Source organism: Pseudomonas sp. PICF141, assembly GCF_002286815.1.
Lineage (GTDB): Bacteria > Pseudomonadota > Gammaproteobacteria > Pseudomonadales > Pseudomonadaceae > Aquipseudomonas.
The window spans coordinates 43,062-61,467 of record NZ_MUNM01000044.1 but is presented as its reverse complement, the minus strand read 5'-3'; the positions used below and the strand labels follow the sequence as shown (position 1 = coordinate 61,467).

The window sequence follows — 18,406 nt, the reverse complement described above, 5'->3', positions numbered from 1 at the left end:
GTCCTATGTCACTAAATTTCCCGCTGTTGCTGGTCATCGCCGTATTCGTCTGCGGCCTGTTGGCGTTGCTCGATCTGCTGTTCCTGGCGCCACGGCGCCGGGCTGCCATTAACTCTTATCAGGGTAGCGTCAGCCAGGCTGACATGGTGGTGATCGAGAAACTGAACAAAGAGCCGCTGCTGGTCGAATACGGCAAGTCGTTCTTCCCGGTGTTGTTCATCGTACTGGTGCTGCGTTCGTTCCTGGTGGAACCGTTCCAGATTCCTTCCGGTTCGATGAAGCCGACCCTGGACGTCGGCGACTTCATTCTGGTGAACAAATTTTCTTACGGGATCCGCCTGCCGGTGATCGACAAGAAAGTCATCGAAGTCGGTGATCCGCAGCGCGGCGATGTGATGGTGTTCCGCTACCCGAGCGATCCGAATGTCAATTACATCAAGCGAGTGGTGGGCCTGCCGGGCGACCAGATTCGCTACACAGCCGACAAGCGTCTGTTCGTCAACGGTGAGTCGGTTGCCGAACAATTGGTCGGCTCCGAGCCGGGCACGTTGGGCAGCGCTGAGCTCTACAAGGAAAAACTCGGCATCGCCGAGCACCTTATCCGCAAGGAAATGAGCCGCTACCGCGCAGCGCCGGATCGTTCGTGGACGGTGCCTGCCGGGCACTACTTCATGATGGGCGACAACCGCGACAACTCGAACGACAGTCGCTACTGGGATGATCCGAGTATTCCCAAGAATCTGCTGGGCATGGTTCCCGACAAGAATATCGTCGGCAAGGCCTTCGCAGTCTGGATGAGCTGGCCGGAACCCAAACTCAGTCACCTGCCGAATTTCTCGCGGGTTGGCCTGATCAAGTAATCACACACGGCGCTGTTGACCACAGCGCCGAATGCTTTTCTGGAACCGCCACAATCGGCACCGGATGCATGAAAAACAATGATATTCAGGACGTTATTTTTGAACACAGCGTTAATTGTCCCAAGCCTGCGCCGCACCACGGCGATGGCGGTGGAATCCAGCCACGAACTCAGCGTGGGTAAACCGTGAGCCTCTCCTTAAGCCGTCTAGAGCGTCAGCTCGGCTACACCTTCAAAGACCAGGAACTGATGGTCCTGGCCCTGACTCACCGCAGCTTTGCCGGGCGCAACAACGAACGCCTGGAGTTTCTCGGTGATGCCATCCTCAACTTCGTCGCTGGCGAGGCGCTGTTCGATCGCTTCCCGTTGGCCCGCGAAGGCCAGTTGTCGCGTTTGCGCGCCCGCTTGGTGAAAGGTGAGACCCTGGCCGTACTGGCCCGTGGTTTCGACTTGGGCGAATACCTGCGCCTGGGCTCCGGCGAATTGAAAAGCGGCGGGTTCCGTCGCGAGTCGATTCTGGCCGATGCCCTGGAAGCGCTGATCGGTGCGATCTACCTGGACGCCGGCATGGACATGGCGCGTGAGCGCGTGCTGGCCTGGCTGGCCGGAGAGTTCGAAGGCCTGACACTGGTCGACACCAACAAAGATCCGAAAACCCGCCTGCAGGAATTCCTGCAGTCCCGTGGTTGTGAACTGCCGCGTTACGAAGTGGTGGATATCCAGGGTGAGCCGCATTGCCGGACGTTCTTCGTCGAATGTGAAATCATCTTACTGAATGAAAAAAGCCGAGGTCAGGGTGTGAGTCGTCGTATTGCCGAACAGGTAGCGGCCGCCGCAGCACTGATTGCCCTGGGTGTGGAGAATGGCAATGACTGATTCAACCGCAACTCGCTGTGGCTATGTCGCCATCGTCGGCCGTCCCAACGTGGGCAAGTCCACGCTGCTGAACCACATTCTGGGTCAGAAGCTGGCGATCACTTCGCGCAAGCCGCAAACCACCCGTCACAACATGCTCGGCATCAAGACCGAAGGCGCCGTTCAGGCGATTTACGTCGATACGCCGGGCATGCACAAGGGCGGCGAAAAGGCTCTGAACCGCTACATGAACAAAACCGCTTCGGCGGCGTTGAAAGACGTCGACGTGGTGATCTTCGTGGTTGACCGCACCAAGTGGACCGACGAAGACCAGATGGTCCTCGAGCGCGTTCAATACGTGACCGGCCCGCTGATCGTGGCGCTGAACAAGACCGACCGTATCGAAGACAAGTCCGAGCTGATGCCGCACCTGAGCTGGTTGCAGGAACAGCTGCCGAATGCGCAGATCATGCCGATCTCGGCCCAGCACGGGCACAATCTGGACGCGCTGGAACGAGTGATCGCCGAGCACCTGCCGGAAAACGATCACTTCTTCCCGGAAGACCAGATCACTGACCGCAGCAGCCGCTTCCTTGCCGCCGAGCTGGTACGCGAGAAAATCATGCGTCAGATGGGCGCCGAGCTGCCGTACCAGATCACCGTGGAAATCGAAGAGTTCAAGCAGCAGGGCAAAACCCTGCACATCCATGCGTTGATCCTCGTCGAACGTGACGGCCAGAAGAAAATCATCATTGGCGACAAGGGCGAACGCATCAAGCGCATCGGCACCGAGGCGCGCAAGGACATGGAGCTGCTGTTCGACTCCAAGATCATGCTTAACCTGTGGGTCAAGGTTAAAGGTGGCTGGTCCGATGACGAACGTGCGCTGCGTTCGCTGGGTTACGGCGATCTGTAAACCCGGTGTGCTGCACCGTAGAACCCTGTGGGAGCGGGCTTGCCCGCGATGAGGATGTAACATTCAGCAGAGATGTTGAATGTAAGTCCGCCATCGCGGGCAAGCCCGCTCCCACATTGGTTTTGGGGTGTCAGTAAAACTGCACTCCTTCAATTGAGAACTGCGATTTCCATGTCGAGCACCGCGCCAACCGGTCAACCTGCCTACGTTCTCCACTCCCGCGCCTACCGCGAAAGCAGTGCGCTGGTGGATTTCCTTACGCCGCAAGGTCGGCTGCGGGCGGTGTTGCGCAGTGCGCGAGGCAAGGCCGGGACATTGGCGCGGCCGTTCGTACCGCTGGAAGTCGAATTCCGTGGTCGGGGTGAATTGAAAAACGTCGGTCGTATGGAAAGCGCCGGTGTTTCCACCTGGCTCCATGGCGAGGCACTGTTCAGCGGCCTCTACCTCAATGAATTGCTGATCCGTCTGCTGCCCGCCGAAGACCCCCATCCCGCGGTCTTCGATCACTACGCCGCGACCTTGCTCGCCCTGGCCGAAGGTCGTCCATTGGAGCCATTGCTGCGCTCTTTCGAATGGCGTTTGCTCGACGACCTCGGTTACGGTTTCGCCTTGAACACTGATCTCCATGGCGACCCCATCGCGCCGGACGGCCTCTACCGCTTGCAAGTGGATGCAGGCCTGGAACGGGTCTACCTGCTACAACCGGGTCTGTTCAACGGTACTGAATTGCTGGCCATGGCCGATGCCGACTGGTCTGCGCCCGGAGCGCTTTCCGCTGCCAAGCGCTTGATGCGTCAGGCACTGGCCGTTCATCTGGGTGGTCGTCCTCTGGTCAGTCGCGAGTTGTTTCGCAAGCCATAGTTTCGCAAGCGACAGGAACTGTTGATGCTTGCGTCAACAGACCCGGGCTCGCCGTGTATGCTGTGCACCGACCTTTCCCCTATTTCAGGAGCGCTTCCGTGACCACCAGCAATCGCATTCTTCTTGGCGTGAACATCGACCATGTTGCCACCCTGCGTCAGGCCCGGGGTACTCGCTACCCGGATCCGGTCAAGGCAGCGCTGGACGCGGAAGAGGCGGGCGCTGACGGCATCACCGTGCACTTGCGCGAAGACCGCCGGCACATTCAGGAGCGCGATGTGCTGCTGCTCAAGGATGTGCTGCAAACCCGCATGAACTTCGAAATGGGCGTCACCGAAGAAATGATGGCGTTCGCCGAACGCATCCGCCCGGCGCACATTTGCCTGGTCCCGGAAACCCGTCAGGAGCTGACCACCGAAGGCGGTCTGGACGTGGCAGGGCAGGAGGCGCGGATCAAGGCAGCAGTGGATCGCCTGGCGAAGATCGGTTGTGAAGTGTCGCTGTTCATCGACGCGGACGAGCGGCAGATCGAAGCGTCCCGCCGTGTCGGTGCGCCAGCCATCGAATTGCACACTGGGCGTTATGCGGATGCCGAGACGCCAGCTTCAGTCGCGGAAGAGCTCAAGCGCGTGGCCGATGGCGTGGCGTTTGGTCTGGCCCAGGGGCTGATCGTCAACGCCGGTCACGGTTTGCACTATCACAACGTCGAAGCAGTCGCGGCGATCAAGGGGATCAACGAATTGAACATCGGCCATGCGCTGGTGGCCCATGCGTTGTTCGTCGGGTTCAAGTCGGCTGTTTCTGAAATGAAAGCGCTGATTCTGGCCGCTGCCTTGAAAGGCTAGATCGGCGGCGCTGCCATCGCGGGCAAGTCACGCTCCCACAGGTCCGGGTTGAACGACAACTATGTATTCGACGCGGACCTGTGGGAGCGTGGCTTGCCCGCGATGGCGTCTTTGAAGGCGACGAAGGTTTAAAGCTGTGGGGTTTCCTGGCTCGGCTTGGTCTTGTCGACCCCCGGCACATGCAGGTTGCCTTCGGCGACCTGATTGCCTTCCAGCTGCGGCTGTGTGACCCATGTCAGGATGTCGTAATAACGACGGATGTTCGCCACAAAATGCACCGGCTCGCCGCCACGGGCATAGCCGTAACGCGTCTTGCTGTACCACTGTTTCTGCGAGAGGCGCGGCAGGATTTTCTTCACGTCCAGCCATTTGTCCGGGTTCAACCCTGCCTTGGCCGTCAGTTTGCGTGCGTCGTCCAGATGACCGCTGCCGACGTTGTAGGCTGCGAGCGCGAACCACGTTCGATCCGGCTCCTGAATCGACTCATCCAGTTGCTCCTTCATGTAGGCCAGGTACTTCGCACCGCCCATGATGCTCTGCTTGGGATCGAGTCGATTGGACACGCCCATGGCTTGCGCGGTGTTCTGGGTCAGCATCATCAAGCCACGCACGCCGGTCTTGGACGTGACCGCCGCTTGCCACAGCGATTCCTGATAACCGACTGCGGCCAACAAGCGCCAGTCGACTTTCTCTTTCTTGGCATACGTCTTGAAATGCTGTTCATATTTGGGCAACCGCTGCTGCAGATGCTGGGCAAAGGTGTAGGCGCCCATGTAACCGAGTACGTCGACGTGCCCGTAATAGCGATCCTTGAGGCGTTGCAGAGTGCCGTTTTTCTTCACTTCGTCGAGATAATCGTTGATCTCGTTGAGCAGGCTGTTGTCTTCGCCGGCGGCCACGGCCCAGCTCTGATTGCTGGCGTCTCCGAGATCGAAGGCGACCCGCACGTTGGGGAAATACACCTGGTTCATCGCGACTTCGTTGGAGTCGACCAGGGTCAGATCGATCTGGGCTTCGTCGACCATGCGCAGCAAGTCGACGACTTCAACCGCGTCGGACTCTTCGTATTCAATGCCGGGATATTTCTTTTTCAGCTCTGCCAATTGTTCGGCGTGGGTACTGCCCTTGAGCACCATGATCTTCTTGCCGACCAGATCGCCTGCATCGGTCGGCCGCGACTGGCCATTGCGGTAGATGACCTGTGGCGTGACTTCGAGATAGGAGTGGGAAAACCGCACCTGTTTTTTGCGTTGCTCGCTGCTGACCAGGCCAGCAGCAGCCAGCACCGGGCCATTGGGCTTGCCCACCTGATTGAACAGGTCGTCGAGGTTGTCGGCGGTTTCGATCTTGAGCTCGACCCCCAGATCCTCGGCAAAGCGCTTTACCAGCTCGTATTCGAAGCCGGTTTCACCGTTGCGATCCTGAAAGTAGGTGGCGGGGCTGTTACGGGTAACCACCCGCAGCACGCCATCCTCCTTTACGCGCTCCAGCGTGTTGGGTTTATCAACACAGCCACCGAGCACCAGGAAGAGTCCGGTTGCGATCAGCCATTTGGCGTACCGCGGACGCAAAGCCGTTGGGGAAAACATCTGCGCAGTATACGCAAAGGACCACGAGCGCCATATCTCGACAGCAAAGGGCTTGTCTGCTAGAGCGTCTGAAACCCGCTTGGAGCCCGCAGGAATGGGCCCGAACAGCATTTTTTGACAGAAAAAATAACCCTCGGCGCGCGCCTGTTCGGGGCCCGGATGCCCGGCCCGACGTTCGGGTGCAGCCGTGCGTACCGTTTCGGGTGCTGTCGCGGGCGGTTTAGGCTAGAATGCACGGCCTCAAAGCACACCCCTTCCCGAGGCTGTCCCGAAGATGTTGATCCTGCGCGGCGCTCCTGCCCTTTCTGCCTTTCGCCACAGCAAACTCCTTGAGCAACTGAGCCAGAAGGTTCCGGCTGTCAGCGGCTTGTATGCTGAATTCGCTCACTTCGCCGAAGTTACCGGCGTCCTGACCGGCGACGAACAGCAGGTGCTCGCGCGCCTTCTGAAGTACGGCCCAAGCGTTCCAGTACAAGAGCCAACCGGTCGTCTGTTTCTGGTGTTGCCACGTTTCGGCACTATCTCGCCATGGTCCAGTAAAGCCAGCGACATCGCTCGCAACTGCGGCCTGACCAAGATCCAGCGCCTGGAGCGCGGCATCGCGTTCTACGTCGCCGGCCAGTTCAGCGACGCTGAGGCGCAGCTGATTGCTGACGGTCTGCACGACCGCATGACCCAGATCGTCCTGGGCAACCTTGAACAGGCCGCCGGCCTGTTCAGCCACGCCGAGCCCAAGCCACTGACCGCGATCGACGTGTTGGGTGGCGGCCGCGCCGCACTGGAAAAAGCCAACACCGAGCTGGGCCTGGCCCTGGCTGAAGACGAAATCGATTACCTGGTCAACGCCTTCATCGGCTTGAAGCGCAACCCGCACGACATCGAACTGATGATGTTCGCCCAGGCCAACTCCGAGCACTGCCGCCACAAGATCTTCAACGCCAGTTGGGACATCGATGGTCAGAGCCAGGAAAAAAGCCTGTTCGGCATGATCAAGAACACCTATGTGATGCACAGCGAAGGCGTTCTGTCGGCTTACAAGGATAACGCTTCGGTGATCGTCGGCTCCGTCGCCGGTCGCTTTTTCCCGGACCCTGAAACCCGCCAGTACGGTGCGGTGCAGGAGCCGGTGCACATCCTGATGAAAGTCGAGACGCACAACCACCCGACCGCGATTGCCCCGTTCCCGGGCGCATCCACCGGTAGCGGTGGCGAGATTCGCGACGAAGGTGCAACCGGTCGCGGCGCCAAGCCCAAGGCTGGCCTCACTGGTTTTACCGTGTCCAACCTGCAGATCCCGGGCTTCGAACAGCCGTGGGAAGTGCCGTACGGCAAGCCTGAGCGCATCGTCACCGCGCTGGACATCATGATCGAGGGCCCATTGGGTGGTGCCGCGTTCAACAACGAATTCGGTCGTCCGGCCCTGACTGGCTACTTCCGTACCTTCGAACAATCGATCACCACCGCGCACGGCGACGAAGTGCGCGGTTACCACAAGCCGATCATGCTGGCGGGCGGCATGGGCAACATCCGCGAAGAACACGTCAAGAAAGGCGAGATCGTCGTCGGCTCCAAGCTGATCGTGCTGGGCGGCCCGGCGATGCTGATCGGCCTGGGCGGCGGCGCGGCTTCCTCCATGGCCACCGGCACCAGCTCGGCGGATCTGGACTTCGCCTCTGTACAGCGTGAAAACCCCGAAATGGAGCGACGCTGCCAGGAAGTCATCGACCGTTGCTGGCAACTGGGTGACAAGAACCCGATCAGCTTCATCCACGACGTGGGTGCTGGCGGCCTGTCCAACGCCTTCCCGGAACTGGTCAACGACGGTGACCGTGGTGGCCGTTTCGAACTGCGCAACATTCCGAACGATGAGCCGGGCATGGCCCCGCACGAAATCTGGTCCAATGAATCCCAGGAACGTTACGTACTGGCGGTCGGCCCGGCTGATTTCGAGCGCTTCAAGGCGATTTGCGAACGTGAACGCTGCCCGTTCGCCGTCGTCGGCGAAGCCACTGCCGAACCGCAACTGACCGTCACCGACAGCCATTTCGGCAACAGCCCGGTGGACATGCCATTGGAAGTGTTGTTGGGCAAAGCCCCGCGCATGCACCGTTCCGTGGTGCGTGAAAACGAGCTGGGCGACGATTTCGATCCGTCGACCCTCGACATCGCCAATTGCGTCGAGCGCGTTCTGCATCACCCGGCCGTGGCCAGCAAAAGTTTCCTGATCACCATCGGCGACCGTACCATCACCGGCCTCGTGGCCCGTGATCAGATGGTCGGCCCATGGCAGGTTCCAGTGGCCGACGTTGCCGTCACCGCCACCAGCTTCGACGTCTACACCGGTGAAGCGATGGCGATGGGCGAGCGCACTCCGCTGGCGCTGCTGGACGCTCCGGCGTCGGGCCGCATGGCCATCGGCGAAACCCTGACCAACATCGCGGCGTCGCGCATCGCCAAGATCTCCGACATCAAACTGTCGGCGAACTGGATGTCCGCCGCCGGTCACCCGGGTGAAGACGCGCGTCTGTACGACACCGTGAAAGCGGTCGGCATGGAACTGTGCCCTGAGCTGGGCATCACCATTCCGGTCGGCAAGGACTCGATGTCCATGGCCACCCGCTGGAACGATGAGGGCGTCGACAAGTCCGTCACTTCGCCAATGTCGCTGATCGTGACCGGTTTCGCCCCGGTGACGGATATCCGTCAGACCCTCACCCCGCAACTGCGCATGGACAAGGGCACCACCGACCTGATCCTGATCGACCTCGGTCGCGGTCAGAACCGCATGGGTGCTTCGATCCTCGCTCAGGTTCACGGCAAACTCGGCAAGCAGGCCCCGGACGTCGATGACGCCGAAGACCTGAAAGCCTTTTTCGCCGTGATCCAGGGCCTCAACGCCGACGGTCATTTGCTGGCTTATCACGACCGTTCCGACGGTGGTCTGCTGACCAGCGTGGTGGAAATGGCCTTCGCCGGTCATTGTGGCCTGAGCCTGAACCTTGACGGTCTGGCAGAAACCTCCGCCGACATTGCCGCGATCCTGTTCAACGAAGAGCTGGGTGCCGTGATCCAGGTTCGCCAGGACGCCACGCCGGATATCCTTGCGCAGTTCAGCGCTGCCGGCCTTGGGGAGTGTGTGTCGGTGATCGGTCAGCCAATGAACAACGGCGAGATCAACATCACCTTCAACGGTGACACCGTATTCGAAGGCCAGCGTCGTCTGCTGCAACGCCAGTGGGCCGAGACCAGCTACCAGATCCAGCGTCTGCGTGATAACGCTGACTGCGCCGATCAGGAATTCGACGTGCTGCTGGAGGAAGACAACCCGGGCCTGAGCGTCAAGCTCAGCTACGACGTCAACCAGGACATCGCCGCGCCTTACATCAAGAAAGGCATCCGCCCACAAGTTGCCGTGCTGCGTGAGCAGGGCGTCAACGGTCAGGTGGAAATGGCGGCCGCGTTCGACCGCGCCGGTTTCAACGCGATCGATGTGCACATGAGCGACATTCTGGCCGGCCGCGTCGACCTGAACGAGTTCAAAGGGCTGGTGGCGTGCGGCGGTTTCTCCTACGGCGACGTCCTGGGTGCTGGTGAAGGCTGGGCGAAATCCGCGCTGTTCAACAGCCGCGCTCGCGATGCGTTCCAGGGCTTCTTCGAACGTAACGACAGCTTCACCCTCGGCGTGTGCAACGGTTGCCAGATGATGTCCAACCTGCACGAGCTGATCCCGGGCAGCGAGTTCTGGCCGCACTTCGTGCGTAACCGTTCCGAGCAGTTCGAAGCTCGCGTTGCCATGGTCCAGATCCAGGAGTCGAACTCGATCTTCCTGCAGGGCATGGCCGGTTCGCGCATGCCGATCGCCATCGCGCACGGTGAAGGCCATGCCGAATTCGCCAGCGAAGAAGCGTTGCTGGAAGCCGATTTGTCGGGTTGCGTGGCGATGCGTTTCGTCGATAACCACGGCAAGGTCACCGAAAACTACCCGGCCAACCCGAACGGTTCGCCGCGCGGTATCACCGGGTTGACCAGCCGTGACGGTCGCGTGACCATCATGATGCCGCACCCGGAGCGGGTATTCCGCGCGGTGCAGAACTCGTGGCGTTCGGAAGACTGGAACGAAGACGCACCATGGATGCGTATGTTCCGCAACGCTCGCGTTTGGGTTAACTAAGAGCGGGGAGCTGATTGCCGTGTACAAGCTCGGTTTTTTTGTTCCGGCCAGCCATGTCGAGGTGGTCAAAAGCGCTGTGTTCGCTGCCGGTGGCGGGCGGATCGGGGCTTATGATCACTGCGCGTGGCAGGTGTTCGGGTTGGGTCAGTTTCGTCCTCTGGATGGCAGTCAGCCGTTTATGGGTGAAGCGGGGCAGGTCGAGCAGGTTGAGGAATGGAAGGTCGAGCTGGTGGTCAGCGATGAGTTGATTCGAGCGGTGGTGGTGGCTTTGAAAGAGAGCCATCCCTATGAGACGCCGGCTTACGAGGTGTGGCGGTTGGAGGATTTCTGATCTTCCTGGCCGCTGAAAATGAGAAACCCGCTGAAAGTGATTTCAGCGGGTTTTTTGTTGGCTGTGATTAGGGCGTGGCGGCCTTAGGGCCGTCCAGGTTCTTGTTGATTGAGTGTGCGGGTTTGCTCGCGAAGGCGATCTGACAGCCAACCAATCTCGAAGATGCACATGGCTCAATTGTAGGAGCAAGGCTTGCCCGCGAAGGCGGCCTGACAGGCAGCGATGTTTATTGAGCAGAAAAAACATCAGAACCTTCCCACAAGTCTTTCAGGTTGTCCGTCGGAAGTGGGCTCTCTAATCTTTGGCCTTGAAGGTTGCCGTTACGGGCGAATCTCAATCATCGTGCCGTCCGGCACCAGACCCCAAACCTCGCGCATGTCCATATTACGCATGGCGATGCAGCCGTCGGTCCAGTCCAGCGTATGGAACAGGTCTTCGGGATTGTCTTCGGTGTCCGGGGTGCCGTGGATCATGATCATGCCGCCAGGCTCGACACCTTCGCGCCGGGCACGGGCGGCGTCGCTGATGTTGGGGTAGGAAATATGCATTGCCAGGTTGAAACGGTCGCTGATCTTGCGCCAATCCACCCAATAAAAGCCTTCGGGGGTTCGTTTGTCGCCTTCCATCAGCTTGGGCCCCTTGGGGCTTTTGCCCAGGGAAATGCGATAGGTCTTGATCGGCTTGCCGTCATTGATCAACTGCAACTGATGGGCAGACTTGAGCACCAGGACTTTTTCGATGACTTTGCCGTCCAGCGTTTCCGTGGAGGAAGCCTGGCTGACAGCGATGAACGACAAGCAAAAAACGGCAAGCAACCAGCGCATTGAAACGATATCCCTAAAAGGTGTCGCGATTATTAATTTTATAGATGCTTTTATGTGTAGGCGCGTTAAATGATGGCAGGCTGGACGAGCGGCGGGATCGATTCGGACCGCACGGGGTAGACCTCGGCCCGCCGGTCAGCGAAGTAGCATTCTAAGGTACGGCCCACCGTGCGGAAAGCGAGTTCGCCCCAAGGGATGTCGGCTTCTTCGAACAGTTGCACTTCCAAGCTCTCGGGGCCCGCGGCAAAATCCAGGTCCACCAGCTCGGCGCGAAAGAATACGTGCACCTGGCTGATGTGTGGCACGTCGATCAGTGTATAGATACTCAGGTTGCGCACCCGGGCACAGGCTTCCTCGGCGGTCTCGCGAATGGCGGCCTGTTCGATGGTCTCACCGTTTTCCATGAACCCGGCGGGCAGGGTCCAGTAACCGCGCCGTGGCTCGATGGCGCGACGGCACAGCAATACCTTCGAACCCCAGACCGGCACGCAACCGGCGACGATATTGGGATTTTGGTAATGGATGGTGTGACAGCTGTCGCAGACAAAACGCAGGCGAGAATCGCCTTCGGGAATGCGCTGGGTTACCGGGTTGCCGCACTGGCTGCAAAATTTCATGCTTGGGTTCCTGAATGCTGCGCCTATCTTGGCGTGCAGCGGTATCGGTCGGCAAGTTGTCGTTTCGCGACATGAGGCCGTTCGGGGCTTGGGCGGTCGATGCGATTGGTGCATGATGCAGGGTAAGGCACAGATCGAGAAGACTCATGCTGGACGAGCTACTGCACCGGGTAAGCAATCACACGCCGCGAACGCTGGAAACCGACCGACGTTTCCCCGAAGCCGCGGTATTGGTGCCCATCACGCGCAGTGACGAACCGGAATTGGTGCTAACCCTTCGCGCCAGCGGGCTATCGACCCATGGTGGCGAAGTTGCTTTTCCCGGCGGTCGACGCGACCCCGAAGACCCTGATCTGGTTTTTACTGCCTTGCGCGAAGCCGAAGAAGAAATCGGCCTGCCGCCGGGCCTGGTCGAAGTGATTGGCCCGCTTAGCCCACTGATCTCCCTGCATGGCATCAAGGTCACGCCCTACGTCGGCGTGATTCCGGGTTTCGTCGAATACCAGGCCAACGACGCCGAGATCGCCGCGGTGTTCAGTGTGCCGCTGGAGTTCTTCCGCAAAGACCCGCGCGAGCACACCCATCGCATCGACTATGAAGGGCACAGTTGGTACGTACCGAGCTACCGTTATGGCGAATACAAGATCTGGGGGCTGACGGCGATCATGATCGTCGAGTTGATCAACCTTCTCTATGACGAGAAAATCAGCCTGCATCAACCACCCAAGAGTTTTATCAAAACCTGAAGCCATCGCGCGTATGGCGTGAACCCGTGAACCCGCGGCAGCCTGAGCCTTGAGGAAAACAAGATGAAATACCGCCTGGGCGACGCCCGCGTCGACACCCATCCGCAGAGCTGGGTTGCCCCCAATGCCGTACTGGTTGGGAAGGTCAAACTGGAAGAGGGCGCCAGCGTCTGGTTCAACACCGTGCTGCGTGGCGACAATGAATTGATCCTGATTGGCAAGAACAGCAACGTGCAGGATGGCACCGTGATGCACACCGACATGGGCTACCCGCTGACCATTGGCACCGGCGTGACCATCGGTCACAACGCCATGCTCCACGGCTGCACGGTGGGCGATTACAGTCTGATCGGTATTAATGCGGTGATCCTCAACGGTGCGAAAATCGGCAAGAACTGCATCATCGGCGCCAACTCGCTGATCAGTGAGGGCAAGGACATTCCGGACGGTTCATTGGTCATGGGCTCGCCGGGCAAGGTCGTGCGCGAGTTGACCGAGCAGCAGAAGAAAATGCTCGAAGCCAGCGCCGCCCACTATGTGCACAACTCGCAGCGTTACGCCCGCGATCTGGTCGAGCAGGAAGAATGAGCGCCATTGAACGGCCGGTTCCATCGCCATGCGTGAACATTTGTGCGCTGGATGAGGATGACATTTGCACCGGGTGTCAGCGCACGGTGGAAGAAATCACCCGTTGGAGCCGGATGGACAACGCGGAGCGGCGCAAGGTGTTGGGCTTGTGTCATGAGCGGGCGAAGTCGAGCGGGTTGATCTGGATGTTGCCCTCCAAATCCGATTCCTGATGGTTATACGCGGTTCCGTGGCGAGGGGGCTTGCCCCCGTTGCGCTGCGAAGCGGCGCTAAACCTGCGACGTTATTCTTTCAAGCGTACGGCATTTGCTGATTTCGCGACTGCTGCGCAGCCGAACGGGGGCAAGCCCCCTCGCCACGAAGCTCCCTCGCTACAGGTGATCTGTACGCTTGAGATGAAGTACCCTGTGCATCAAAATCGACAGGTACTCCACGCGCCATGCTCTTCCTGATCACCTACATCAGCAGCGTCGTGCTGATCAATTACGCCTTTTCCAGCGCCCCGCACCTGGACATCGTCTGGTCGGCCTGGGGTGGTTTGGTGTTCGTGCTGCGTGACATGGTGCAAACCCGTTTCGGCCATGGCGCGATGGCGGCGATGCTGGTGGCGCTGGTGTTGTCCTATGTCACTTCCGACCCGTCCATTGCCTTTGCCAGCGCCACGGCGTTCGCCGTTTCGGAGTGCATCGACTGGCTGGTGTTCAGCATCACCAAGCGGCCATTGCACGATCGCCTGTGGATAAGTTCGGCGCTGAGTATCCCGCTGGACACTTTCATCTTCTTCGGCATGATCGATGCGTTCACTCCGGCCGTGATTCTCACCGCCATGGGTTCGAAGTTCGCCGGTGTGACAGTCGTGTGGCTGATCATGGCCTGGCGCTTGCGTAATCAGGTTGTCGCCAGCTGAGCCAAACCCTCCGGTTCATGTAAAATGCCGCGCTTTCTCCCCATGGGAAGCGTGCCAGGCACCGCATCCCTCGATGATCCGCTTCTTGAGGACCTGAGATGACCCGTATCGGAACTCCATTGTCGCCAACCGCGACCCGCGTATTGCTGTGTGGCTGTGGTGAGTTGGGCAAGGAAGTGGTGATCGAGCTGCAACGCCTGGGCGTTGAAGTGATTGCCGTCGATCGCTACGCCAATGCGCCGGCCATGCAAGTTGCCCATCGCAGCCATGTGATCAACATGCTCGACGGTGTCGCCCTGCGTGCAGTGATCGAAGCTGAGAAACCGGACTTCATCGTGCCGGAAATTGAAGCCATCGCCACCGCGACCCTGGTAGAGCTGGAGTCCGAAGGCTTCACCGTGATTCCGACCGCTCGCGCCGCACAGCTGACCATGAACCGCGAAGGCATCCGTCGCCTGGCCGCTGAAGAGCTGGGCCTGCCGACGTCGCCGTACTACTTCGCCGACACCTTCGAGGACTACAGCAAGGCTGTCGAAAATCTGGGTTTCCCGTGCGTGGTCAAACCGGTCATGAGTTCCTCGGGCAAAGGCCAGAGCCTGTTGCGCAGCGTTGATGACGTGCAGAAAGCCTGGGATTACGCTCAAGAGGGTGGCCGCGCCGGTAAAGGTCGCGTGATCATTGAGGGCTTCATCGACTTCGACTACGAGATCACCTTGCTGACCGTACGTCACGTTGGCGGCACTACGTTCTGTGCGCCGGTTGGCCACCGACAGGAGAAGGGCGACTACCAGGAATCATGGCAGCCACAAGCCATGAGCCCGGTTGCTCTGGCTGAATCCGAGCGCGTTGCCAAAGCGGTGACCGAGGCCCTGGGTGGTCGTGGTCTGTTTGGTGTCGAGTTGTTCATCAAGGGTGATCAAGTGTGGTTCAGCGAAGTCTCGCCCCGCCCGCATGACACCGGTCTGGTGACCCTGATTTCCCAGGACCTGTCGCAGTTCGCACTGCACGCACGGGCGATCCTGGGCCTGCCGATTCCTGCGATTCGTCAATTCGGGCCTTCGGCTTCGGCGGTGATTCTGGTGGAAGGGCAGTCCACCCAGACCGCATTCGCCAATCTGGGCGCTGCGCTGAGCGAGCCGGATACTGCGTTGCGTCTGTTCGGCAAGCCTGAGGTCAATGGCCAGCGGCGGATGGGTGTGGCGTTGGCGCGTGATGAATCCATCGAAGCTGCAAGGGCTAAAGCGACCCGTGCTTCTCAGGCTGTTGTTGTAGAGCTCTAAACCGAGTCGCGCCATTCGCGGGCAAGCCTCGCTCCTACAGGTCACTTGTTGAACGCACTACTGTCGTTTGACGTGATCCCTGTAGGAGCGAGGCTTGCCCGCGAAGCTTTTGGCTTCAGGCAACCCGATTCAAATCGTTATGCCGCGTCTCCTTCAGGCACAGTACTGCAATCAAACTCAGCACCGCCGCCCCCGACACATACCCGCCGACATAACTCAAACCGCCCATCGCCACCAGTTTCTGCGCAAAGAAAGGCGCCGCCGAAGCTCCGACAATGCCGCCCAGATTGTAGGCCGCCGACGCGCCGGTATAGCGCACGTGGGTCGGGAACAGCTCTGGCAGCAGCGCGCCCATCGGCGCAAACGTCACGCCCATCAGAAACAGTTCGATGCACAGGAACAGCGCCACGCCCCAGGTCGAGCCTTGCGTCAGCAGCGGCTCCATGAGGAATCCGGACAGAATCGCCAAAACGCCGCCGACGATCAGCACCGGTTTGCGTCCGAAACGATCACTGGCCCAGGCCGACAGCGGTGTCGCGGCCGCCATGAACAGCACGGCGAAACACAGCAGGCCGAGGAAGGTTTCGCGGGTGTAGCCAAGCGTCGAAACACCGTAGCTCAACGAAAACACCGTTGAGATGTAGAACAGCGCGTAACACACCACCATCGAACCGGCACCCAGCAGCATCGGCGCCCAATATTGGCTGAACAGCTCGACCAGCGGGATCTTCACCCGTTCCTGACGAGCCATGGCATTGGCGAATACCGGGGTTTCGTGGAGCTTGAGGCGCACATACAGGCCCACCATCACCAGTGCGGCACTGAGCAGGAACGGAATCCGCCAGCCCCACGAACGGAACTGCTCGTCGTTGAGGCTCATGGCCAGGGTCAGGAACAGGCCGTTGGCCGCCAGAAACCCGATCGATGGGCCGAGTTGCGGGAACATGCCGTACCACGCACGCTTGCCTTTGGGCGCGTTTTCCGTGGCCAGCAATGCGGCACCGCCCCATTCACCACCTAGCCCCAAACCTTGGCCGAAGCGCAGCACGCAAAGCAGGATCGGCGCCCAGGCGCCAATGCTGTCATAACCCGGCAACACGCCAATCAGCGTGGTACACACGCCCATCAAGAGCAGGGAAGCAACCAGTGTCGATTTACGCCCGATGCGGTCGCCGAAGTGGCCGAATAGCGCGGAGCCCAATGGTCGCGCAAGGAAGGCGATACCGAAAGTGAGGAACGCCGACAGCATCTGGGCGGTGCCGGAGGTCTGCGGAAAAAACACCGGGCCGATTACCAGCGCTGCAGCGGTGGCATAAACGTAGAAGTCATAGAACTCGATGGCCGTGCCAATGAAGCTCGCAGTGGCTACTCGGGTGGCGGAGTTGGTTGGTTGAACGGGCGCGGTGTCGCTGAACGTTGTGCTGGTCGTCATGCGGTAATCCCTGACAGTCATGGGCTCCAGTGGAGCGAATTATTATGGTCGAATACCCAGGGATGTGGGTTCAGATACGGTCGCTGTTCAAGGTAGGAACAGTCGTCGCAGTGGTGCGGCTATTGCCGATGATCGGGCCGGAACCTGCTGCGCGCGGGGTAAGCACGTGGTTCGGCGGGGGCTTGGGTAGGCGGATTATAGGAAGGCGGCTAACGATTGAACAAGGCATGGATATTGAAAAGATCGCAGCCTCGCTTCGCTCGACAGCTCCTACAAAAAAGGAACGCACTCCAAACTGTAGGCGCTGTCGAGCGTAGCGAGGCTGCGATCTTTTAACGATCTAACGGCTAGAGGCTAGGGCAGGCACTGAGCTGGTGTGCCAGATCAACACGCGCGTGACACGATTGTCTTCCGTCTCCAGGATCTCCAGCCGATAACGCCCGATTTTCAGGCAAACCGCACTGTCTGGAATCGTTTCCAGCGCCTCGGTCACTAACCCGTTGAGGGTTTTCGGACCATCGCTGGGCAAATGCCAGCCAAGACTCTTGTTCAATTCGCGAATCGACGCCGCCCCTTCTATGACCAGGCGCCCGTCGGCCTGCGGATGAATGTGCGGATTATCCAGGCTGTGCTGGCTTTCGAATTCACCGACGATCTCTTCGAGTATGTCTTCCAGGGTCACGATGCCCAGCACTTCGCCGTATTCGTCGACCACCATGCCCAAGCGTCGCTGCTGTTTGTGAAAGTTCAGCAGTTGCAGCTGCAGCGGGGTGCTTTCCGGTACAAAGTACGGTTCGTGACTGGCGGCCAGCAGCGCTTCCCGGGTCAGGCTTGAATCCGCCAGCAAATGACGGATCTGCCGGGTGTTGAGCACCGCTTCGACCTGATTGATGTCGCTGTGGAATACCGGCAGGCGGGTACGTCTGTTGTGGCGCAGTTGTTCGATGATTTCTTCGAGGGAATCGTCCAGATTGATCCCGTCGACGTCACTGCGCGGTACCAGAATATCGTTGACGGTGATGTTATCCAGCGCATGGATACCTGACAGCGAATGCGGGCGACTGGCGGCGTGTTCATGATCGTCATGCCGATCTGCGGGTGCCTCGTCTTCGCTTTGTTGCACCACATTGATTTTGCGGGTGAAGGGTCGTATCAGCAGTTGGCTGACGGCATTGAGTAGCCAGGCAGCCGGGTAGACGATCTTCAAGGGGATGGCGAGCAGTGTATTGCCCAGGCTCAGGACCGCATCCGGATAGCGCGCGGCAAGGGTGCGCGGCAAATACTCGGCGAACACCAGCAGCACGGCGCTGGCACCCAGGCAGGCAATCCATGGACCGTTTTGTGCCCAGGTGAAAATTGCCAGCAAGGTGCTGATGACCACTACCAGCGCGCGACACAGGGTGTTGCAGAGGATCAGGCTATTGAGCGGGAAACTCAGCTTCGCCACGGGTTTGTCGCTCGAACGCGAGGCCGTGCGTTGGGCCAGCAAGTGCTTTTGTGCGATTTCGATGGCGGTGAACAGTCCCGACCATAAAATCAGCAGGGCCAGCACTGCGAGCATCGGCCCTATGGGCAAATCGTCCAT

Annotated in this window: 17 protein-coding genes; 12 read left to right on the top strand and 5 right to left on the bottom strand. The window is 59.7% G+C overall.

The features are described from left to right. Positions 1 to 5 precede the first annotated feature (5 nt). The 5 genes from lepB to pdxJ all read left to right on the top strand — a co-directional run bounded on the left by lepB (position 6) and on the right by pdxJ (position 4,336). Positions 6 to 860, top strand: a complete 855-nt coding sequence (gene lepB / locus BZL43_RS11880; protein WP_095632483.1) for a signal peptidase I — start codon at positions 6 to 8, stop codon at positions 858 to 860. Between the two features lie 185 nt (positions 861 to 1,045). Continuing rightward, the gene (gene rnc / locus BZL43_RS11875) at positions 1,046 to 1,735 is read left to right on the top strand and encodes a ribonuclease III (RefSeq protein ID WP_095632482.1); all 690 of its coding nucleotides are present in this window, start codon (positions 1,046 to 1,048) and stop codon (positions 1,733 to 1,735) included. After that, entirely contained in the window at positions 1,728 to 2,630 is a 903-nt protein-coding gene (gene era / locus BZL43_RS11870; protein ID WP_095632481.1) for a GTPase Era, read from the top strand. The genes rnc and era overlap by 8 nt, the downstream gene beginning before the upstream one ends. A 171-nt stretch (positions 2,631 to 2,801) precedes the next feature. Further along, positions 2,802 to 3,491, top strand: a complete 690-nt coding sequence (recO, locus tag BZL43_RS11865; RefSeq protein WP_095632480.1) for a DNA repair protein RecO — start codon at positions 2,802 to 2,804, stop codon at positions 3,489 to 3,491. Between the two features lie 98 nt (positions 3,492 to 3,589). Beyond that, entirely contained in the window at positions 3,590 to 4,336 is a 747-nt protein-coding gene (gene pdxJ, locus BZL43_RS11860) for a pyridoxine 5'-phosphate synthase (protein WP_095632479.1), read from the top strand. Between the two features lie 128 nt (positions 4,337 to 4,464). Here pdxJ and mltF read toward each other — a convergent pair whose 3' ends face one another. Continuing rightward, positions 4,465 to 5,925 carry a membrane-bound lytic murein transglycosylase MltF gene (mltF, locus tag BZL43_RS11855; RefSeq protein WP_095632478.1) on the bottom strand — a complete coding sequence of 487 codons (1,461 nt, stop codon included), beginning with the start codon at positions 5,923 to 5,925 and terminating at the stop codon, positions 4,465 to 4,467. A gap of 274 nt (positions 5,926 to 6,199) precedes the next feature. On the opposite strand from mltF, the gene purL reads away from it, so the two are divergent. Then, positions 6,200 to 10,096, top strand: a complete 3,897-nt coding sequence (gene purL / locus BZL43_RS11850) for a phosphoribosylformylglycinamidine synthase (protein WP_095632477.1) — start codon at positions 6,200 to 6,202, stop codon at positions 10,094 to 10,096. A 19-nt stretch (positions 10,097 to 10,115) separates the two neighbouring features. Next, entirely contained in the window at positions 10,116 to 10,427 is a 312-nt protein-coding gene (locus BZL43_RS11845; protein ID WP_095632476.1) for a YqfO family protein, read from the top strand. 320 nt (positions 10,428 to 10,747) lie between these two features. Here the strand turns inward: BZL43_RS11845 and BZL43_RS11840 are convergent, their stop codons facing one another. Both BZL43_RS11840 and BZL43_RS11835 read right to left on the bottom strand, forming a co-directional pair. Next, entirely contained in the window at positions 10,748 to 11,251 is a 504-nt protein-coding gene (locus BZL43_RS11840) for a murein L,D-transpeptidase family protein (protein ID WP_095632475.1), read from the bottom strand. Between the two features lie 65 nt (positions 11,252 to 11,316). Further along, entirely contained in the window at positions 11,317 to 11,868 is a 552-nt protein-coding gene (locus tag BZL43_RS11835; protein WP_095632474.1) for an NUDIX hydrolase, read from the bottom strand. 146 nt (positions 11,869 to 12,014) lie between these two features. Between BZL43_RS11835 and BZL43_RS11830 the strand changes: the two genes are divergently transcribed. The 5 genes from BZL43_RS11830 to purT all read left to right on the top strand — a co-directional run bounded on the left by BZL43_RS11830 (position 12,015) and on the right by purT (position 15,389). Continuing rightward, on the top strand, positions 12,015 to 12,614 hold the full coding sequence (locus tag BZL43_RS11830) for a CoA pyrophosphatase (protein ID WP_095632473.1): 600 nt from the start codon (positions 12,015 to 12,017) through the stop codon (positions 12,612 to 12,614). 63 nt (positions 12,615 to 12,677) lie between these two features. Then, the gene (locus tag BZL43_RS11825) at positions 12,678 to 13,202 is read left to right on the top strand and encodes a gamma carbonic anhydrase family protein (RefSeq protein WP_095632472.1); all 525 of its coding nucleotides are present in this window, start codon (positions 12,678 to 12,680) and stop codon (positions 13,200 to 13,202) included. Continuing rightward, positions 13,199 to 13,414 (top strand): DUF1289 domain-containing protein, encoded by a 216-nt coding sequence (locus BZL43_RS11820; RefSeq protein WP_095632471.1) that lies wholly within the window; start codon positions 13,199 to 13,201, stop codon positions 13,412 to 13,414. The genes BZL43_RS11825 and BZL43_RS11820 overlap by 4 nt, the downstream gene beginning before the upstream one ends. A 227-nt stretch (positions 13,415 to 13,641) precedes the next feature. Beyond that, the gene (locus tag BZL43_RS11815; protein ID WP_095632470.1) at positions 13,642 to 14,109 is read left to right on the top strand and encodes a VUT family protein; all 468 of its coding nucleotides are present in this window, start codon (positions 13,642 to 13,644) and stop codon (positions 14,107 to 14,109) included. 98 nt (positions 14,110 to 14,207) lie between these two features. Further along, on the top strand, positions 14,208 to 15,389 hold the full coding sequence (gene purT / locus BZL43_RS11810) for a formate-dependent phosphoribosylglycinamide formyltransferase (protein ID WP_095632469.1): 1,182 nt from the start codon (positions 14,208 to 14,210) through the stop codon (positions 15,387 to 15,389). A gap of 115 nt (positions 15,390 to 15,504) precedes the next feature. Here the strand turns inward: purT and BZL43_RS11805 are convergent, their stop codons facing one another. Both BZL43_RS11805 and BZL43_RS11795 read right to left on the bottom strand, forming a co-directional pair. After that, positions 15,505 to 16,821, bottom strand: coding sequence for an MFS transporter (locus BZL43_RS11805; RefSeq protein WP_095632468.1), 1,317 nt, complete (start codon positions 16,819 to 16,821; stop codon positions 15,505 to 15,507). 340 nt (positions 16,822 to 17,161) lie between these two features. Further along, positions 17,162 to 18,406 (bottom strand): HlyC/CorC family transporter, encoded by a 1,245-nt coding sequence (locus BZL43_RS11795; RefSeq protein ID WP_095632466.1) that lies wholly within the window; start codon positions 18,404 to 18,406, stop codon positions 17,162 to 17,164.

What these genes read in the sequence shown, in the direction of transcription:
- BZL43_RS11835 (WP_095632474.1), bottom strand. Translation starts at nt 11,868, where the DNA reads ATGAAATTTTGCAGCCAGTGCGGCAACCCGGTAACCCAGCGCATTCCC.
- recO (WP_095632480.1), top strand. Translation starts at nt 2,802, where the DNA reads ATGTCGAGCACCGCGCCAACCGGTCAACCTGCCTACGTTCTCCACTCC.
- mltF (WP_095632478.1), bottom strand. Translation starts at nt 5,925, where the DNA reads ATGTTTTCCCCAACGGCTTTGCGTCCGCGGTACGCCAAATGGCTGATC.
- purL (WP_095632477.1), top strand. Translation starts at nt 6,200, where the DNA reads ATGTTGATCCTGCGCGGCGCTCCTGCCCTTTCTGCCTTTCGCCACAGC.
- purT (WP_095632469.1), top strand. Translation starts at nt 14,208, where the DNA reads ATGACCCGTATCGGAACTCCATTGTCGCCAACCGCGACCCGCGTATTG.
- BZL43_RS11815 (WP_095632470.1), top strand. Translation starts at nt 13,642, where the DNA reads ATGCTCTTCCTGATCACCTACATCAGCAGCGTCGTGCTGATCAATTAC.
- lepB (WP_095632483.1), top strand. Translation starts at nt 6, where the DNA reads ATGTCACTAAATTTCCCGCTGTTGCTGGTCATCGCCGTATTCGTCTGC.
- BZL43_RS11825 (WP_095632472.1), top strand. Translation starts at nt 12,678, where the DNA reads ATGAAATACCGCCTGGGCGACGCCCGCGTCGACACCCATCCGCAGAGC.
- BZL43_RS11795 (WP_095632466.1), bottom strand. Translation starts at nt 18,406, where the DNA reads ATGGACGATTTGCCCATAGGGCCGATGCTCGCAGTGCTGGCCCTGCTG.
- BZL43_RS11840 (WP_095632475.1), bottom strand. Translation starts at nt 11,251, where the DNA reads ATGCGCTGGTTGCTTGCCGTTTTTTGCTTGTCGTTCATCGCTGTCAGC.
- BZL43_RS11805 (WP_095632468.1), bottom strand. Translation starts at nt 16,821, where the DNA reads ATGACGACCAGCACAACGTTCAGCGACACCGCGCCCGTTCAACCAACC.
- era (WP_095632481.1), top strand. Translation starts at nt 1,728, where the DNA reads ATGACTGATTCAACCGCAACTCGCTGTGGCTATGTCGCCATCGTCGGC.
- BZL43_RS11830 (WP_095632473.1), top strand. Translation starts at nt 12,015, where the DNA reads ATGCTGGACGAGCTACTGCACCGGGTAAGCAATCACACGCCGCGAACG.
- BZL43_RS11820 (WP_095632471.1), top strand. Translation starts at nt 13,199, where the DNA reads ATGAGCGCCATTGAACGGCCGGTTCCATCGCCATGCGTGAACATTTGT.